Raw genomic sequence first — 14,506 nt, 5'->3', positions numbered from 1 at the left:
ACAGATATGTTTGGGGATTTTTATTTAATCAAAAAATCTAAAATATAAATAAGCAAGTCCTATTATCACCCCAAATACAATAGGTAATCCTATTAAAGTGTTGATACAACCATGACTTAGATTATTAGCTCCATCATCAGAACTTCCTTTTAAATATTTTAGAGATTTAGAGAATCCGATGGTTTTCAGAAATAAATATCGAATACGCACACCAATAAACCTAGCCAAATCGAACATAATATTTTCCATTTTGAGAATGCTTTTACAAAACTAATTGTTTTCTCAAAATCTTCACAAAAAGAGTTCGAGACTTTGGTGCTATGCTCCACAAAATTTGAATCCTCAGACAGAATTTTTTAGGTATATTTCGTTTTACCAATCTAAATCATTCGTATACTTTTCACCCTTATACTTATTAAAGTCTTGGACCTTAACACATGCAAGGGATTCGACATTAAGTTGCCAAATAGAAGAATATTCCGACCATGGGTCTGTAAGAATTTGAATGTTATTTTCATCAATGAATTTAAGAGCAAATGCATCTTTTATTCCATCAACACATATGCATTTAAAATTTTTTACCAGAATTAAAGTATCTCCACCAACAACACACCAACTATTATCGTCATTTATAAAAGCGCAAGTAGGTTCTCCATAAAACGATCCAATATGAATATTCTCTTTGGTTTCATTATTTATTAAATAGGCATCTTCATAAACATTGCCAATTTCAAATAAATCTGTTTTATATAAACATCTATAACCTATTTGATTCTTCATTTCAAGATAAAATAATTTATTTTCATAAAGCTAACAATTTTCTCAAAACCCGCATAAGTGAGTACGAGATTTCAGGAGTATAGATTACATAAAAAATCCCCATATATTTCTATTTGGGGATTGTTATTAATCAGAATCTCGTGATTCATCAAATCCTCTACTTGTTTTGTCCTGGGGCATAAGGTTTAGCAGATTGACTTCCTGTAATCTTCTTTGCGTGTCCCGGAGGAATACCATTTTTATTAGTATTTACTGTTTTACACGATGATACAAACAATAACCCAACAATCAACGAGCCAAATAAAACTAGTCTTCTCATGACATTTTTGCATTAGTAATAAAGAATCTAACATTATCCGAATAGTATTTGTTCTCCTTAGTTACAATTATCAGCCAGAAATATCCGAGGACTTATTGTTCTAAACAGAAATCCGGTCTTAAGATTTCTGTTATAATGCCTATCCCGACTATTCTTGTCCCCTCTCTTACTTCAAATTCTTTACCTACATAGAATTTTTGAATATGAAACTGAGGGCTTGCAGTTGTCAGATAACAATCGACCGTTTCTCCTAAAAGACAAATCTCTTTATCTATAAATGCTTGACAAGCATTCCAATCTTTTCCATCATAATGAAATTGACCTCTATATCCGTTTCTTACAGATGTTTTTCGTCCCCCTTCTTTTTCTAATAAATAGTATATATTAGCTCTTAATTCAGGTATTGGATTTGTAAACCGATTTAGTTGATTTGTATTCATTGAATAAAATTTCCTATAAAACTAATAATCTTTTCAAAATCATTACATAAATGAGTCTAACATTATGGATTGACCTTCCACAATAACTAACAGATTCTCATCTTTGAGATTATTCATTGTTTACTTCGTAGAATGCATCTGATATAAACTTGGCTCTAATAGAACAAAAAACACCAATCCTCTATTAGTGGGTATATGAAAAAGTATAATTACACACAGCAACTACAATTAACACACTTGTCTATAATATATAAACTCAAAGATCTTATAAGTGGAATTAACGACATAAACAGTATTAACAATCACCCCAAATGTTAAGGCATTGCTTAATATCTAAACTTACCTGCAAAAAACAAAAAACATTACTCATGCAAACCTTACTATCAGCCAGTTTCAAGGCAATAGTCTATCCATCAGAAACACACTATCTAACTAGTTATTAAATAAGTAATGTATTTTATTTATGTATTTTATCATTTATTGGCACTAATATTATAAAAAAATTATATACTTTTGACTTTAGAGATATTAAAAAACGACAACTAATGAAAATTTTCTATGTATTTATGCTAGTAATATCTAGCATAGTTTTCGCGGAAGCACAAGTGGGCGTTAATACCAATGACCCTAAAGTTAGTTTGGATGTTCGAGCAGTCGCTGTAGATGCAACTACTGCCGAAGGTATAATAGCTCCACGACTAACCTTAGCTCAATTGGTTTTGAAAGATGCCAAATATATAGCCGATCAAACAGGAGCTATTGTTTACGTAACAGATATAGTTGGGAATAATACTCCTAAAACAAAAGAAGTAACTTCAGTTGGGTACTATTTCTTTGATGGAACCATCTGGCAAGCAATCGGACCAGATCCCGATTCGAGGTTTTTTTACATGCCATCTGTCACTTTACCAACCGACTCCTCCGATCCATCTTATAACCCGAGCACAAAAGTATACACAATAGACCTATATAAAGCATATGCCGAACAATTCGGGTTGACAAATTCGGGTTCATCGATTAAAAGCGCAAGTTCAACGTCTCTACCCACATTACCAAGCAATGCTTTAGAATATTTCATTACTTATTATGACAACACCGTCTTTCAGAGTGTTACATTAAGTGATGCGGGTGTGTTAACGTATAAATTGCCCGATGAGATCACAATTTCAGACAAAACGTTTATGAATATAATTTTTAAAGCTAAATAACAAGCATAACAAAACAAACAATAGACTATGAAAATATTTTATGCGCTTACACTTTGTTTATGCACGATATTTGCATATTCACAAACCAAACAGACGAATTCTGCTGACGGAACATATATCTTCCAAAAAGCAACATTTACGGTTTACAACTACGACTCCAAAGCAGAAGTTGACACTCGCGCCATAGATAATGCCGCTTTACTTGATACTACTGATATATTTTTTCAAAAAATATTTTTGAAAGCAACGATAGAAAATGATCAACTATCGTTTTGCACCTTACCTGATCAGCGCGAATATAAGGTAGAGAATCAATTAACATTGGTTCCTGCTCCAACTAAAGAATTGAGTAAAGAAGATTACACAAGTAATATTTCTATGCAATTATCCCCCTACACTTTCGAAGTCAACAATAATATACTAACTTTTACCTTCATCTATTCATATGGAGATTCCAGATATAGTTTTCCATTAGAGGGTAAATTAACTGTGAGCCTTACTAAAGAAAAAGATCAATGAAAGAACTATATTATAAAATATTCTACTTATGTGTTTTTATATTTTCAGTAGGAAATATAACTGCTCAAGATTGTGATTTGAATTTTACAGTAACAACTACATCAACCCCTTCTACCTGCCAGGCTAATGGAACAATAACTGTAACCTTAGGAGGTGATTTAAGCAATATCAGCAACGTACAATATGGGTTAACATCCGCAGATGGGTTCACAATTAACCCACAAGAGAATAATGTATTAGCAAATATACCAGCAGGCACCTACACGGTCACAGCAAGGGCATTTTGTCTTACAAATGAAGATTATAGTGTGGTAAAAACAGCACAAAACGTAGTGGTAGCAGGTACATACAAAGTACCCGAGGCTTCATTTAACCCTTCATCCTCACGTAAATCTTACAACACATGTAATACAGGTATTATAGTGTTAAACGTTATAAATGGTAGCGGAATTTTCACCTTTAATATAATCTCTGCACCCGATGGAGCACCCACAGGTGTTATTACTCCTACAAAAAGCGGATCATTATATACGTTTCCCGGACAAAATTATCCGGCAGGCAATTATGTAGTTCAGATAGAAGATGGTTGTTATACAGCCGTAGCTACTTTTACTCTGGATGAGATTACCGGTTTCCCCACTTTCAGCTATTCTAACACCACATTCTATCCTCCAAGTGTAAAAACATCATGTACGACTGTTACTTATAGTCCAGGATCAATAAGTTCCACCACTACTCCCGACTATTATCGCTATTTTGCTGATGGTATGTACGAAGTAGGTATTGCACCTACCGGTTCTATGCCTACTCAATGGCTTCCATGGTCTTCATCCAGACAGAATTTTGAACTACCGTCTGCTTATATCAATTATTACCCAACAAATAGCCTGACTATATATATTCGCTTGAAAGGATGTGAGAACGTTTATGTTTCTCAAACCAGCAATCTGAGAAAACCATATCCTGTTTTCTCATCCAGCACCCGAACTTGTGAAGACTACCAATATTATTTTTATCCTTATGGCGATTATGATGGTTTTTTCTGTTATCCCCTTTCCATGGTTATTACTCAAACCTCAGCAGGAGAAGGGCAAGGAACCATTGTATACGAAAACCACAATGTAATGAGTACTGCAAGTCAATATGTTTCCCTCAATTATGGCGCCACTTATACTATGGTAACTACTGATGCCAGCGGAACAGTAGACACTAGATCGGTATCTCCTACCAGAGGAAGCATGTCCCTTACTTATACAGATGACAATTGTAGCACCCAATATAAGCTTTCATATTATACAACAGATCCTTGTTACCCTATTGAGGTAACCATTACAGATCCTTCAGGTGATATTATACATTCTAAAACTCTTACCTCAACAACAAGCACTGTTGTTGATCTGGAATATGGTAAGGCATATATATTTGAAGCTATATATGTTGGGACAAATCCTTTACGTACTTATAGAACTACTATAAATAGAACTTCATCTATACCTACTGCATATACATTATCGCTTTATAGCACAGATCAATGCGTAGAAGACCAAGGGCGATTACAAATTAGTAGAAGTGGGTCAGGTAATTTCCCCATAGGTACTACTTTCACTATAACCGGACCCGAAGGATATACAACTCAAACAGCAACTGCTACCTCTTCCACATATTACTATTACATGCCTACAGCCAAATTGCCTGCCGGCACATACACGCTTACTGTTGTTAATGGCTGCGGAAGTACCACTCCAATGACGGCATCTTTAACCCTCAAAGGTATATACAGTGGTAAAGAGTTGACATATACTACAGAAAACACATGTTCGGGAATGAAGGTTACACCCTCAGGTTACATGACCTACCAGAGTGTACAGCAAACCAATTCTACTTATTATAGACTGACAAGCGGACCAACAGGTTACGATAAAACAGTAATTAAACCCGGTGGCTCTTTTACACTCTCTACACCTGGTGTTTACAAATTGGGTATTACTCTTACTAACAGTACTACAGGTTGTGTAATCAACGAAATGACAATTAACTATACTGCTCCCCCATTGGCTTTAAGCCAGACGGAAACAAATGCCTATGTTTGTGTAGAGAGCAGCAAAGGAGTTATTCTCTTAAGTGCCATAAATGGTGTAGCACCTTACAAATACGAGCTATGGAATAAAGAAAATACAGTAAAAGAAGACATCCCTGATGTTGTTTCATCGGAACATCAAGTGTATTTTAATTATGGAAAAGCCAATGAAACTTATACTGCACGCATCAGTGATAATTGTGGTAATAAGTTCAGCCAGCAGATAACCCTAGCTAAACTTAGTTCTGCACGTGTTGTATATGCCACTAATAACAATGTCTGTAATGGGGACTCTATACATCTTAAATGTATAACATTAGGAAAGACTGCTTATGACTGGACTGGACCTAATGGCTTTGCTACAACAACACAGAGTCCTACAATCCCTAATGCTCAAGTAAACATGACCGGATGGTACAAAGTATCGGTGATGCCCGAATTTTGTGGTGAGCCCGTACAGGATAGTGTTTATATTCAGGTTTACCCCCCTTTCGCAATAGAAACTATTACGGCCGACCAAAAGACATGTGTCCGTACAAAACCAAGTACGCTTAGCTGTGACGTAACAGGAGGAAATGGTATATATACCTATCAGTGGCAATCGAGCACAGACGGTGTATCAAATTGGACAAATATAGTTGGTGCTACCAGTGTAATTTACTCACCTCCTGCTCAAATTAAATCTGGAATGTATTACTATCGTGTTATCATAACCAACACTTGTGGTGTTATTGAAAGTAGTCCTATAAAAGTAGATGTTACACCTTGCTACATTCGAATAAATCCTGATATAAGGGTACGGGTAAACGGCAAGAAATAAACCTTTTTTGCATAGTGATAAAAAAGACCTAGACTAATTATTATAAATTATAGTTTCGAGGGGAAGTCCATTTTTGGTACTTCCCCTTAATATTTGTCTCTAATAGGCTATCATAAGAACGTTGCCCTAGATTTTACCCCTATACTACTTTTAAGAAAAACTAATACAATTTATAATGCTAAAACATTACCTTTAGACCCTAATCACTAATGATAACCAAGTTCTTATGCAAAACGCAGATTATTATTCATTTGACAGAAAAGAAATCTTCCCATTTATACCCCAAAATATAGAGAAAACTTTAGATGTAGGTTGTGCTGCCGGAGTCTTCTCCAATAAGCTTAAAAAAGAAAGAAACCCTGAGACTTGGGGAATAGAAATGCAAAAAGAAGCCGCCGAAATTGCAAAAACAAGATTGGATAAAGTTTTAATTGGATCTTTTGACGAAGTTTCGGATGACCTCCCTCAACAATATTTCGATTGTGTTTTCTTTAATGATGTGCTCGAACATATGCCATATCCGGAAACGTGCTTAACAAAAATAAAAGCGAATGTACATCCGAAGGGAAAAATTATAGCGTCAATTCCCAATATGAGACACATAGAGGTATTGAGAGAATTATTGTTTCAAAAAGACTGGAAGTACAAAGATTCTGGAATTTTGGATAGAACCCATTTGCGTTTCTTCACGAAGAAAAGTATAATACGAATGTTTAAAGATTGCGGATATAAAATAGATCTGATAAAAGGAATAAACAGTGTTAGCCCTTATTGTCTGACATCAATACTCTCCAAATTATCATTAAATTCACTTGACGATATAAAACATAAGCAATTTATAATAGTAGCCTCGCCAATATAAGAAGTTTTAGATAACACCAAAATGCTTCAATGCGTTTTGAATCCCATCACCATCTACCGAATCTGTAATGTAATCGGCAGCCTGCTTTGCCTCATCGCCGGCATTGCCCATAGCTACACCAATGGCAACATGCTTCAGCATCTGAACATCGTTACCACCATCACCAAACGCCATCGTTTCGGAGAGGTCTAACTTATAATATTCGAGAAACTTATCAATACCCGTTCGTTTACTATTACCTCTAACATTTACATCTGCAAAAAGAGGATTCCAACGACTAGCGTCACAATGAGTCAACACTGTATCTAAGATTTCTTGTTCCTGTTCTTTATTTATAAAAGCATCTATTTGCAGAACTTCCTCTTTATCTATTTCATCCAATATTCCCAGAGGAGACAAGGGAACATCTACCAAACGACTTATTTCTCTCACATTTTCATCAATACAATTAATAAGCTCTTTCTTTTCGGTTATAAAAATAGAAGGGAAGAGGAACTTTTCCGAATGATAACGAAGAAGGGCATCTATATTTTCTCTAGGTATCGGATTGGTGATAATCGTTTCATTTTCGGAATTAATACAATGAGCTCCATTCAAAGTAATAAGCCCATCGAAAACCAAACCGTTCAGATCACCTATTTGCTTGAAATAACGTCCTGTTGCTATAAAAACTTTAATTCCTTTTTCCTTTACCTCATTTATTGCATCAATTGTAGATTGAGGAATAGAATGTGTCTTAAAACTTTTCAGAGTACCATCAATATCAAAAAAAATAGCCTTTATCATATTTTTGTTTCTTCTATTTTACTAATTCCAAATCAAGTATCTAAAAGAGTTTCTCTAATCATTTAAAAGAAATATTCTCTAGAGAAAGTACTCTTTATTTCCTCTGTCACTTTTATAAAAACCTCCAGTCTTACTTATTGCATAAAGAAGACTATATATCGTTTTTTTTCAGATGGATTTTTTCTCGAAGAAGATACTATTCTTTCTGGTAACAGCGTATTTCATCAATAACTCTTCGAATTTCTTGTCTTTGCGAATATTATCAAAATCGGGATCTTTTTCAATTAGAGACTTAGTTAGCCTATTTGATTTAATTTGATACTTATTTGTTAAAGCTTTTTCTAACCATTCTAGAGATTTCTTTTTCTTATTTAATAGAGAATACATGCATGCTAGATTGTATGCCGCAACCTGATCGCCCAACTTCTCAGACTTTAGACACAATGTTGTGATCTCAGATTCGTAATAACGAATATTATTCTCCATTTTAGCCAGTCTTAATACAGCTACAGCCCAATCGTTATATACATAGACACTAGAAGAACCTAACTCCGAAGCCCTTCTATACATCTCAAAACTTTCTTTGAACATTGTCTTATCTTTGTTTTTTTCGCCAAGATCTACTAAAACATTTGCTCTACTATAAAATATATACTGATCTGTAGAGTCTAACTCTAACACTTTTTGATAACAGATATTTGCAGCTTCCAAGTTCCCTGCTTCTTCAGCAACATCTGCTCTCTCAATCCAGACATCAGCACTTTGCGAATAAATGATTGTAGATATAAAGCATAAGCAGAAAAGTATAGTACATTTTTTCATAAGGTCTCAGACTTAAATTAAAGATGTAAAAGTAATATAATTGTACGAGTATCTCAAAAACCCTTTGAAGGAATAAGGATTCTACATTCTAAGAATTTATTATCTTTACATATCTAAAAAATGGATCAGAAAATATGAATGAGCTACCCAAAGAAAACAATCAATCACTGCCACCCAATGAGGCTTTAAAACCCCTCATTGATGCCTTTGTAGAGAGTGCCAGAAGATCGTTAGAATACGATATTACAAAGTATTCTCTAAAACGATACGAATCATTTATATGCAAAGGGTATTACAAAAAGAAATTATATAAAGCCATTCTAGCTTTGAGAGAATTCAATAAAGAAGTCGCAGAAAAATAAAGACTCAGCCCTATTTATATAGTAAATATAAATGCCTTAATTCTTTTGAGATTAATATTAAGATACCTCGTACTGATTATTATCCATTAAGTATTTGGATAGTATTGCAAGCAACCAAAGCAGCAGTTTCAGCACGTAAACGGCTTTCCCCTAAACTTATCGGTTCAAACCCGCACTTTAGAGCCTCTTGTACTTCTTGTTCACTAAAATCACCTTCGGGTCCTATCAATATTAAGACATTACCCCCAGTCTTGTAGATTGTTTTTAGTAATTTCTTTTCTTGAGGATAGCAATGAGCTATAAACTTTTGCCCATCAAAAGGCTTCTTTATAAAGTTCGAGAACGAAGTCATCTCATCTAATTGAGGTAGAACTGCTTTCTGAGATTGCTTCATGGCTGAAACCAGAATTTTTTCTATACGTGGTAGTTTAACCTCCTTTCGTTCCGAGTATCTGCATAACAAAGGAGTCAGGTGATCTATCCCTATTTCTGTTGCCTTCTCAGCAAACCATTCAATACGATCTAGATTTTTAGTAGGTGCAAATGCAATATGTAGATAATTGCCCCAAGGCTTTGGTTCAACTATAGTTTGGAGGATATTTACAACACAATGTTTTTGATGAGCCTCAACAATTTCGGCATCAAAGAAATTCCCTTTTCCATCGGTCACCAATATTTCATCGCCTTCTTTTTTACGCAAGACTCTCACACAATGTGCTGATTCATCTTGTGGCAAAGTACTATCTTGCTGAATATTGGGGGCGTAAAATATCGTTTTATCCATAATGTTATATAAAAAGAGCTTGATACTTAAGCTACAGAAAAGATTACTACCGCTTTTCGGAATCAGAAAAAAGATTGGAGACCTTAATGATTAAATCGTTTATCCATTTCGTCACGTAAGACGGATGCCAATTCATAATCTTCATTATCAATTGCTTCCTGTAACATCGAGTTCAACTCTTCTTCACTAAGTAATGCATAACTATCCATATATTCTGTACTATCATGACCAGTTACAATCTCTTTGTTGTCAATATCGTCTTCGCCCTCGCTGAATACTATTGCCAACTTCTGCATTATCTCTTCCGTAGTATATATGGCAGATTTACTTCTCAAAGCAATTCCAATAGCATCGGATGTACGAGACTCTATTGAAATCTCTTTTTCTCCTTGCTTAAAGATCAGTTTAGAATAAAAAATACCATTATCATACTTATAAATAAGCACTTCTTGAAGAACGATTCCCCATTCGGACATAAATGAATAAAACAGATCATGAGTCAATGGACGTGGAGGAGACGTATTTTGCAACTTAAAGGCAATAGATTGAGCCTCAGGCGTCCCGACAACAACCATAAGACGTCTTACACCATTCTCTTCTGCCAAAACCAAGCCATATGTGCCTGATTGTGTTTGGTTAAACGAGAATCCCAAAACTGATAATTTCACCTTTTTTTCCGTCACAATAAATAACCTTTGTAAGAGTATTGTAATTCAAAAATAGTCATTTTTATGGTATTTGCAGAGCGAAAAAGCAAATTTTTAAATAATAATCGTACAAAAAGACAAATCTCAAAAGAAATAAAGCCTTATCTTTGCGCCCTAGGAGAACAATAAAGTATTTATCATCATATCTTTATTTCAATAAAATTTGGTTATTTTTTCACCAAAATAATAAAAAGATCTGAGATCTAAGTAATACATAATGAATCAATCTTTCAAAGAATTAGTAAAGTACGGAATAGTCGGTTTTATTGGATTAGGTGTCGATTGGGCAGCATTTTTTCTCTTCCGAGATGTTATTGGAATCAACTATATTGCCTCGCATATACTCAGTTCGATATTAGCTATTACAAATAACTTTGTACTTAATAGCTACTTTACTTTCAAAGCCACCGATAAAATATGGCAAAGAGGTATTTCATTTTTCGGCATTGCCGGAATAGGATTAGTTATCGGTTCTGTTTTGCTTCCGGTATTCGTACAGCTAATCAATCTTAGCATCACCCATCTCGACTTAAGTCCATTAGCACCAAAGGTTGTACAAAATCTTTCGAAATTAGTAATAACCGTTATTATCGCTTTTTTACAATTCTTTTTAAATAAATACTTTACATTTAAGAAAAAGGATGCGTGATGTAGCAAAGCGTTTGCTATTTTTGCAATGAATTCAATATTAATTCGAGACAATATTTAAACTTGACACCACTTAAATAAACAGAATTATTTAATGGTGTATTTTCGAGCTACAACAGTATATAATTGTTATTCTTATCAAAACATTAAATAGGTCTATGACCTTAATTTATAAGACAATAGAGAAATGACACTAAAAGGTAAACATATAGTATTAGGTATAACCGGTAGTATCGCTGCATACAAAGCAGCATCACTAGCCCGTCTGTTCGTTAAAGAAGGCGCAGAAGTGCAGATTGTGATTACCCCCTCGGGAAAAGAATTTATTACTCCTGTTACATTATCTGCTTTAACCGGCAAACCAGTTGTATGCGATTTCTTTGGCGCAAACGATGGTACGTGGCACAGTCACGTAGACTTAGGCTTATGGGCTGATTTTATGGTTATAGCTCCGGCAACAGCAGCAACAATGGGTAAAATGGCAAACGGAATTGCCGATAATATGCTTGTAACGACCTACATGTCGATGAAAGCTCCCGTATTTATTGCTCCTGCAATGGATTTAGATATGTTTGCGCATCCTTCTACTGCACGAAATATAGCTCTACTTCAATCATACGGTAACCTCGTCATTGAGCCTGCTTCGGGCGAATTGGCTAGCCATCTGATAGGAAAAGGTAGAATGGAAGAACCCGAAAACATCGTAGCCTACATCAAGGAACATTTCGAGAAACAAGAGTCTCTTTCAAAAAAAAAAATCCTGATAACAGCGGGACCTACGTATGAAAAATTAGATCCCGTACGGTTTATAGGAAACTATTCGTCGGGAAAGATGGGTTTTGCTTTAGCTGAAGAATGTGCCGAAAGAGGGGCAGAAGTTATTCTTATAGCAGGTCCTGTATCTTTAAAAACAAGCCATCGTAACATCCAGCGAATCGACGTTGAATCGGCTGAACAAATGTACGAAGCTGCAACAAAAGAATTTGCAGACACAGATGCAGCCATATTATGTGCTGCTGTAGCCGATTATCGCCCCAAAGAACAAGCTGATAATAAAATAAAAAGAGCTGAAGGTTCAAATCTCACATTAGAGCTCATTCCCAACAAAGACATTGCAGCATCATTAGGCAAAGTAAAAAAAGAGGGACAAATCTTGATTGGTTTTGCTTTAGAAACTAATAATGAAGAGCAGAACGCACTTGCCAAAATTCAGAAAAAGAACCTTGATTTTATTGTGCTAAACTCCCTAAATGATAATGGTGCAGGGTTTCAGTACGACACCAATAAAATTGCAATCTTAAACAAGAGCGGCAAGCGTACAAATTTCGAATTAAAGAACAAAAAAGACGTAGCTAAAGACATTATCAATAATACCTTAGAGCTCATCTAAAGTTTCTTCGAAGTATATTTTCCATTTAAAATAAGCAAACACAAAATCTTTATAGCCTAATACTTGTTGTATTAAGGATAATGTTTGTAGAATCGTATTATATCACAATAATGCGATTCAATAATAGTAACACGAGTTTAAGACTTTCTTAAACATCTTATAATTAATATATAATGAATAAGATCATCACAACTATATTTCTATTTCTATCGTTAAATAGTTTTGCACAAGATTACAGAAGTCCATTAGATATACCCCTATTATTGAGCGCCAATTTCTGCGAACTTCGTAATAACCATTTCCACTCAGGTATAGATATAAAAACACAGGGTGTTGAAGGCAAGCCTATATATAGCGTAGCCGACGGATATATATCGCGAATAGGTGTTTCGCCCAGCGGATATGGATTGGCTTTATATATAGACCACCCCAATGGACAGACGTCGGTTTACGGACATTTGAGTTCTTATAATGTAAGAATAGGCGAATATGTAAAACAAGAACAATATAAGCAGGAAAGTTTTAGAATTGATGTAAAACTTAAACCTTATCAAATTCCGGTAAAAAAGGGAGAACTTGTAGCTTATAGTGGCAATACAGGAGGATCAGGAGGTCCACACCTGCATTTCGAAATAAGAGATACTAAAACAGAAAATGCTTTAGACCCTTTGGTCTATTATAAGAAATTAATCTCCGATAATAAATCGCCCGATATAAAAGGAATTGCAGCCTACCCCGTTCCGGGCAGAGGTGTTATAAATGGCACTATCCTACCCTTGCGCCAAGCTGTTAGCTTACTAAAATCAGGAGAATACTCGGGATTAAAACAATCGATTGAAGCATGGGGATTAATAGGATTTGGAATAAAAGCTTATGACCGAATGGATGCTACATCTAACATTTATGGTGTAAGAGTTGTCAAACTTTCAGTAGATGGCAAGCAAATATTCAAATCAGAGACTGCAGGCTTCTCATTTGATCAAAGTCGTATGATAAATACATTTACCGAATTTGCAGAATGGAGACTTAACAAGTCGTTCTATATGCAATCATTTATAGAACCAGGTAATAAATTGCCTTTCTATTCGGCTGTAAATAGCGGCTACATCAATATAGATGAAGAACGTCCCTACAAAATATCTTACGAGTTGGAAGATCTGTATGGAAATAAGTCTACATACGATTTTACAATCAGAGGTCAAAAGCAAAATATACTTACGCCATCTGCCTGCAATCAGGTTTTGATATGGGACGAAGATAACAAATACAACACCGATCAATTTTCGCTATCTATCTCAAAAGGGAACTTATACAATGATGTATGCTTCACTCTTTCTCAAGCTTCGTCAACAGATTTCTTTTCTGATATCTTTACAGTAAACAAAACTCCTGTGCCCCTCGATAAATCGGGAGAGGTGACCATAAAATTATCATCAGACCCTATAAGTAATAAAAAACAATATGGCTTGGTACAAGTGAACAATAACAACAAAAGAGGATCTTGGGTTGGCGGCACTTACAAGAATGGATCTGTGGTAGCTTCAATTCGCGAATTGGGCCTGCGATTAACTGTCTCTGCTGATACCGAAGCACCTACTGTAACACGTATAGAATCCTCAACATCGGGAAAAAGAAGAATAATAGTACCTAAAGACGAGATAAGACTGCGCGTAAGCGATAACCTTAGTGGTGTAGCCACTTTCAGAGGAACAATTGATGGTAAATTTGCATTATTTACACATGACATGAAATCTCCTATAATTACATATAAGTTTGATCCTGCACGACTAAAAAAGGGTATAACTCATAAGCTTGTTTTTACAGCAACAGATGCATGTGGAAATTCAACCCAATACACTGCTGACTTCGTGTATTAAGACTACTGAAAAAAACCGTAGTTGTTGTTTACAATGCTACAACTAAATACAAAATAAAAGACCATCCTTCAGCAGGATGGTCTTTTTTATAATATGTTTTATTAT

At 35.0% G+C, this 14,506-nt stretch carries 16 protein-coding genes; 8 read left to right on the top strand and 8 right to left on the bottom strand.

Going from position 1 to position 14,506, the window contains the following annotated elements:
• Window positions 1-24: 24 nt before the first annotated feature.
• From IR022_RS18790 to IR022_RS18775, 4 genes are all read right to left on the bottom strand, one after another.
• Window positions 25-249, bottom strand: coding sequence for a hypothetical protein (locus IR022_RS18790; RefSeq protein ID WP_050709094.1), 225 nt, complete (start codon window positions 247-249; stop codon window positions 25-27).
• A gap of 123 nt (window positions 250-372) precedes the next feature.
• Window positions 373-780, bottom strand: coding sequence for a hypothetical protein (locus tag IR022_RS18785; RefSeq protein WP_194204879.1), 408 nt, complete (start codon window positions 778-780; stop codon window positions 373-375).
• Between the two features lie 157 nt (window positions 781-937).
• The gene (locus IR022_RS18780; RefSeq protein ID WP_194204878.1) at window positions 938-1,099 is read right to left on the bottom strand and encodes a hypothetical protein; all 162 of its coding nucleotides are present in this window, start codon (window positions 1,097-1,099) and stop codon (window positions 938-940) included.
• A 92-nt stretch (window positions 1,100-1,191) separates the two neighbouring features.
• Window positions 1,192-1,539 carry an elongation factor Tu gene (locus tag IR022_RS18775; protein ID WP_194204877.1) on the bottom strand — a complete coding sequence of 116 codons (348 nt, stop codon included), beginning with the start codon at window positions 1,537-1,539 and terminating at the stop codon, window positions 1,192-1,194.
• Between the two features lie 545 nt (window positions 1,540-2,084).
• Between IR022_RS18775 and IR022_RS18770 the strand changes: the two genes are divergently transcribed.
• From IR022_RS18770 to IR022_RS18755, 4 genes are all read left to right on the top strand, one after another.
• Window positions 2,085-2,747, top strand: a complete 663-nt coding sequence (locus IR022_RS18770) for a hypothetical protein (protein ID WP_194204876.1) — start codon at window positions 2,085-2,087, stop codon at window positions 2,745-2,747.
• A 27-nt stretch (window positions 2,748-2,774) separates the two neighbouring features.
• Entirely contained in the window at window positions 2,775-3,266 is a 492-nt protein-coding gene (locus IR022_RS18765; RefSeq protein ID WP_194204875.1) for a hypothetical protein, read from the top strand.
• Window positions 3,263-6,163, top strand: a complete 2,901-nt coding sequence (locus IR022_RS18760; RefSeq protein WP_194204874.1) for a hypothetical protein — start codon at window positions 3,263-3,265, stop codon at window positions 6,161-6,163. Before IR022_RS18765 ends, IR022_RS18760 begins: the two co-directional genes overlap by 4 nt.
• A gap of 226 nt (window positions 6,164-6,389) precedes the next feature.
• Window positions 6,390-7,025: a class I SAM-dependent methyltransferase gene (locus tag IR022_RS18755; RefSeq protein ID WP_050709100.1), complete on the top strand. Its 636-nt coding sequence runs from the start codon at window positions 6,390-6,392 to the stop codon at window positions 7,023-7,025.
• A 6-nt stretch (window positions 7,026-7,031) separates the two neighbouring features.
• On the opposite strand, the gene IR022_RS18750 is transcribed toward IR022_RS18755, so the two are convergent.
• Together IR022_RS18750 and IR022_RS18745 are read right to left on the bottom strand one after the other, a co-directional pair.
• Window positions 7,032-7,811 carry a Cof-type HAD-IIB family hydrolase gene (locus IR022_RS18750; protein ID WP_194204873.1) on the bottom strand — a complete coding sequence of 260 codons (780 nt, stop codon included), beginning with the start codon at window positions 7,809-7,811 and terminating at the stop codon, window positions 7,032-7,034.
• A 168-nt stretch (window positions 7,812-7,979) separates the two neighbouring features.
• Entirely contained in the window at window positions 7,980-8,633 is a 654-nt protein-coding gene (locus tag IR022_RS18745) for a tetratricopeptide repeat protein (RefSeq protein ID WP_194204872.1), read from the bottom strand.
• A 134-nt stretch (window positions 8,634-8,767) separates the two neighbouring features.
• Between IR022_RS18745 and IR022_RS18740 the strand changes: the two genes are divergently transcribed.
• The gene (locus IR022_RS18740; RefSeq protein ID WP_050709103.1) at window positions 8,768-8,995 is read left to right on the top strand and encodes a hypothetical protein; all 228 of its coding nucleotides are present in this window, start codon (window positions 8,768-8,770) and stop codon (window positions 8,993-8,995) included.
• A 79-nt stretch (window positions 8,996-9,074) separates the two neighbouring features.
• On the opposite strand, the gene IR022_RS18735 is transcribed toward IR022_RS18740, so the two are convergent.
• Together IR022_RS18735 and IR022_RS18730 are read right to left on the bottom strand one after the other, a co-directional pair.
• Window positions 9,075-9,779, bottom strand: coding sequence for a 16S rRNA (uracil(1498)-N(3))-methyltransferase (locus tag IR022_RS18735; protein WP_194204871.1), 705 nt, complete (start codon window positions 9,777-9,779; stop codon window positions 9,075-9,077).
• A gap of 83 nt (window positions 9,780-9,862) precedes the next feature.
• Window positions 9,863-10,462 carry a bifunctional nuclease family protein gene (locus IR022_RS18730; protein WP_050709105.1) on the bottom strand — a complete coding sequence of 200 codons (600 nt, stop codon included), beginning with the start codon at window positions 10,460-10,462 and terminating at the stop codon, window positions 9,863-9,865.
• 241 nt (window positions 10,463-10,703) lie between these two features.
• Here IR022_RS18730 and IR022_RS18725 point away from each other — a divergent pair, with 241 nt between their 5' ends.
• The 3 genes from IR022_RS18725 to IR022_RS18715 all read left to right on the top strand — a co-directional run bounded on the left by IR022_RS18725 (window position 10,704) and on the right by IR022_RS18715 (window position 14,401).
• Window positions 10,704-11,135 (top strand): GtrA family protein, encoded by a 432-nt coding sequence (locus IR022_RS18725; protein ID WP_050709106.1) that lies wholly within the window; start codon window positions 10,704-10,706, stop codon window positions 11,133-11,135.
• A gap of 186 nt (window positions 11,136-11,321) precedes the next feature.
• Complete coding sequence (gene coaBC, locus IR022_RS18720; RefSeq protein WP_050709107.1) at window positions 11,322-12,524, top strand: bifunctional phosphopantothenoylcysteine decarboxylase/phosphopantothenate--cysteine ligase CoaBC; 1,203 nt, start codon at window positions 11,322-11,324, stop codon at window positions 12,522-12,524.
• Between the two features lie 173 nt (window positions 12,525-12,697).
• Complete coding sequence (locus tag IR022_RS18715) at window positions 12,698-14,401, top strand: M23 family metallopeptidase (protein ID WP_194204870.1); 1,704 nt, start codon at window positions 12,698-12,700, stop codon at window positions 14,399-14,401.
• The last annotated feature ends 105 nt before the right edge of the window (window positions 14,402-14,506 follow it).

The organism is Dysgonomonas sp. GY617 (assembly GCF_015233815.1).
Classification (GTDB): domain Bacteria; phylum Bacteroidota; class Bacteroidia; order Bacteroidales; family Dysgonomonadaceae; genus Dysgonomonas_A.
This window is presented reverse-complemented; position numbering and strand designations above follow the sequence as displayed.

Excerpts from the sequence above, each read along its gene's own strand:
- IR022_RS18790 (WP_050709094.1), bottom strand. The coding sequence starts at position 249 with ATGGAAAATATTATGTTCGATTTGGCTAGGTTTATTGGTGTGCGTATT.
- IR022_RS18785 (WP_194204879.1), bottom strand. The coding sequence starts at position 780 with ATGAAGAATCAAATAGGTTATAGATGTTTATATAAAACAGATTTATTT.
- IR022_RS18780 (WP_194204878.1), bottom strand. The coding sequence starts at position 1,099 with ATGAGAAGACTAGTTTTATTTGGCTCGTTGATTGTTGGGTTATTGTTT.
- IR022_RS18775 (WP_194204877.1), bottom strand. The coding sequence starts at position 1,539 with ATGAATACAAATCAACTAAATCGGTTTACAAATCCAATACCTGAATTA.
- IR022_RS18770 (WP_194204876.1), top strand. The coding sequence starts at position 2,085 with ATGAAAATTTTCTATGTATTTATGCTAGTAATATCTAGCATAGTTTTC.
- IR022_RS18765 (WP_194204875.1), top strand. The coding sequence starts at position 2,775 with ATGAAAATATTTTATGCGCTTACACTTTGTTTATGCACGATATTTGCA.
- IR022_RS18760 (WP_194204874.1), top strand. The coding sequence starts at position 3,263 with ATGAAAGAACTATATTATAAAATATTCTACTTATGTGTTTTTATATTT.
- IR022_RS18755 (WP_050709100.1), top strand. The coding sequence starts at position 6,390 with ATGCAAAACGCAGATTATTATTCATTTGACAGAAAAGAAATCTTCCCA.
- IR022_RS18750 (WP_194204873.1), bottom strand. The coding sequence starts at position 7,811 with ATGATAAAGGCTATTTTTTTTGATATTGATGGTACTCTGAAAAGTTTT.
- IR022_RS18745 (WP_194204872.1), bottom strand. The coding sequence starts at position 8,633 with ATGAAAAAATGTACTATACTTTTCTGCTTATGCTTTATATCTACAATC.
- IR022_RS18740 (WP_050709103.1), top strand. The coding sequence starts at position 8,768 with ATGAATGAGCTACCCAAAGAAAACAATCAATCACTGCCACCCAATGAG.
- IR022_RS18735 (WP_194204871.1), bottom strand. The coding sequence starts at position 9,779 with ATGGATAAAACGATATTTTACGCCCCCAATATTCAGCAAGATAGTACT.
- IR022_RS18725 (WP_050709106.1), top strand. The coding sequence starts at position 10,704 with ATGAATCAATCTTTCAAAGAATTAGTAAAGTACGGAATAGTCGGTTTT.
- coaBC (WP_050709107.1), top strand. The coding sequence starts at position 11,322 with ATGACACTAAAAGGTAAACATATAGTATTAGGTATAACCGGTAGTATC.
- IR022_RS18715 (WP_194204870.1), top strand. The coding sequence starts at position 12,698 with ATGAATAAGATCATCACAACTATATTTCTATTTCTATCGTTAAATAGT.